Consider the following 3,398-nt stretch of genomic DNA (forward strand, 5'->3'; position numbering starts at 1 on the left):
GTTAAAAAAAAGAGAACCATATAAGATATATAAGAACATATAAGTTTTACTGAGCCTCAAAATATCTGTGCGAATCTGTGTTATCTGTGGTGAATATTGCCTTTGCTTTGGGGATAGGGCATAAAAAAAGCCCTTTTGGAATAAACCAAAGGGCTTTTAAATAAATGAGGCGGCGACCTACTCTCCCGGGTGTAACCCCAGTACCATCGGCGCTGCAGGGCTTAACTTCTCTGTTCGGGATGGGAAGAGGTGGGTCCCCTGCGCCGGGCCGCCTATGTCTTAGTGCTTGTACGGATACAAGCAGCTATATGTCTTTGTTCTTATTTGACAGTGTCTCGCGGAAAATGCAATGATGGAAGTGTACGTTTAAGCTTTCGGGCTATTAGTACTGCTCGGCTATGCCATCTCTGACTTTACACCTGCAGCCTATCAACGTCATCGTCTCTGACGGCCCTGTTTGGAAGTCTCATCTTGGGGCGAGTTTCGCACTTAGATGCTTTCAGCGCTTATCTCTTCCCGACTTAGCTACCCGGCGGTGCAGTTGGCACCACAACCGGTACACCAGCGGTCGGTCCATCCCGGTCCTCTCGTACTAAGGACAGCCCCCCGCAGACTTCCCACGCCCGCAACAGATAGGGACCGAACTGTCTCACGACGTTCTGAACCCAGCTCGCGTGCCACTTTAATGGGCGAACAGCCCAACCCTTGGGACCTTCTCCAGCCCCAGGATGTGACGAGCCGACATCGAGGTGCCAAACCTCCCCGTCGATATGAGCTCTTGGGGGAGATCAGCCTGTTATCCCCAGAGTACCTTTTATCCTTTGAGCGACGGCCCTTCCATTCGGTACCGCCGGATCACTATACCCGACTTTCGTCCCTGCCCGGCATGTACGCCTCGCAGTCAAGCTCCCTTTTGCTATTGCACTCCACGCACGGTTACCAAGCGTGCTGAGGGAACCTTTGGAAGCCTCCGTTACTCTTTTGGAGGCGACCACCCCAGTCAAACTACCCACCAAACAATGTCTCCCCGTCAAGGGATTAGACACCAGGCACACAGAGGGCCGTATTTCAACGTTGGCTCCACAACGCCTGGCGACGCCGCTTCATTGCCTCCGGCCTATCCTACACACCGTGTACCCGATGCCAATGTTAAGTTGCAGTAAAGGTTCATGGGGTCTTTCCGTCCCGTTGCGGGTACGCGGCATCTTCACCGCGACTACAATTTCACCGAGCTCATGGCTGAGACAGTGCCCAGATCGTTACACCATTCGTGCAGGTCGGAACTTACCCGACAAGGAATTTCGCTACCTTAGGACCGTTATAGTTACGGCCGCCGTTTACCGGGGCTTCGGTTCAACGCTTCTCGCTTGCGCAATAACGTCCCCCCTTAACCTTCCGGCACCGGGCAGGTGTCAGGCCTTATACTTCATCTTTCGATTTCGCAAAGCCATGTGTTTTTGATAAACAGTCGCCTGGGCCTTTTCACTGCGGCCTCTCACGCCGAAACGTGAGGAGGCGCCCCTTCTCCCGAAGTTACAGGGCCATTTTGCCGAGTTCCTTAGCCATGATTCACTCGAGCACCTTGGGATACTCTCCCCAACCACCTGTGTCGGTTTGCGGTACGGGCATCTATACGCTTAACGCTAGAGGTTTTTCTTGGAAGCTCTTAGGGCCACTATCCGATTGTCCGAAGACGCTCGGTACTGTCAGGTTCGGCTAAAGCTGCGCATTTTACTACAGCTCAAATACCTACACCCTTCAACCCGGTATTCCGTCACCGGGCGGGCCTTTCAACGCTCCGTCACCCCCTCACCTGTATAGACGGTATGGGAATATTAACCCATTTGCCATCGGAATCCCCCTTCGGGTTATCCTTAGGTCCCGACTGACCCTGATCCGATTAGCGTTGATCAGGAATCCTTGGTTTTACGGTGTGGATGTTGTTCCCATCCATTATCGTTACTTATGCCTACATTTGCTTTTCCGGAAGCTCCACCACTCATCACCAAGTGGATTCGCTGCCGCCGGAATGCTCCCCTACCACTATCTGATCTAAATCAGTATAATCCTTTGCTTCGGTACCGCGCTTGATGCCCGATTATTATCGACGCCCTGCCGCTCGACCAGTGAGCTGTTACGCACTCTTTAAAGGAATAGCTGCTTCCAAGCTAACCTCCTGGCTGTCTCTGCAGCTGGACCACCTTTGTTCAACTTAGCGCGGATTTTGGGACCTTAGCAGTAGGTCTGGGTTCTTTCCCTCTCGGACTCGGACCTTAGCACCCGAGCCCTCACTACCGGTTCTGTAAAACGGCATTCGGAGTTCGTCAGGATTTGGTAGGATGTGACTCCCCCTAGTCCTATCGGTAGCTCTACCTCCGTCTTACAATTCCCGATGCTGTTCCTAAAAACATTTCGGGGAGTACGAGCTATTTCTCAGTTTGATTGGCCTTTCACCCCTACCCACAGCTCATCCGGAAGCTTTTCAACGCTTATCGGTTCGGTCCTCCACTCTGTTTTACCAGAGCTTCAACCTGGCCATGGGTAGATCACTAAGTTTCGCGTCTGCCCCCACCGACTATTCCGCCCTGTTCGGACTCGCTTTCGCTACGGCTCCCCGCGTCTACACGGTTAACCTTGCCGGTGAGGAGCAACTCGTAGGCTCATTATGCAAAAGGCACGCCGTCATACTGACCTAAGTCAGCACTCCGACCGCTTGTAGGCGTACGGTTTCAGGTTCTTTTCACCCCGTTATTCACGGTACTTTTCACCTTTCCCTCACGGTACTCGTTCACTATCGGTCTCCGGGGAGTATTTAGCCTTACCGGATGGTGCCGGCAGTTTCAGCCGGGATTTCTCCCGTCCCGGCTTACTCAGGATACCCACTCCTCATTCATTCATCCCCCTACGGGACTATCACCCCCTATGGTCCGACTTCCCAATCGGTTCGGGTCTGAATCAACTCAGATTATTGGGTCCTACAACCCCCTGACGGCCGTAACCGGCAGGGTTTGGGCTGTTCCGCGTCCGCTCGCCGCTACTGACGGAATCACTATTTGTTTTCTCTTCCTATGGGTACTTAGATGTTTCAGTTCCCCACGTTCGCCTTGATCTATAAATAAATCAATATCCTGATAAATCAGGATGGGTTGCCCCATTCGGACATCTGTGGATCAATCCGCCTGTGCCGGTCCCCACAGCTTTTCGCAGCTTGGCACGTCCTTCTTCGCCTCCCGGAGCCTAGGCATCCCCCGTACGCCCTTATTCACTTAAACTCCCTCCGTGCCCTTTTGCAAACACGAAGGGGTATTTCCAGTCTAATACCAATTAATTGGTAATAAACTCATTGCATTCTCCGCTCAACATGTCAATGAACTTTCTGATCTCCTAATGTGATCAAT

At 52.4% G+C, this 3,398-nt stretch carries 2 rRNA genes; both read right to left on the reverse strand.

The window, feature by feature from the left end:
- Positions 1 to 164: 164 nt before the first annotated feature.
- A 5S ribosomal RNA gene (rrf, locus tag GJQ68_RS22925) occupies positions 165 to 276 on the reverse strand.
- An 86-nt stretch (positions 277 to 362) separates the two neighbouring features.
- A 23S ribosomal RNA gene (locus GJQ68_RS22930) occupies positions 363 to 3,272 on the reverse strand.
- Positions 3,273 to 3,398: the final 126 nt, after the last annotated feature.

The organism is Cyclobacterium roseum, assembly GCF_010119225.1.
Lineage (GTDB): Bacteria > Bacteroidota > Bacteroidia > Cytophagales > Cyclobacteriaceae > Cyclobacterium > Cyclobacterium roseum.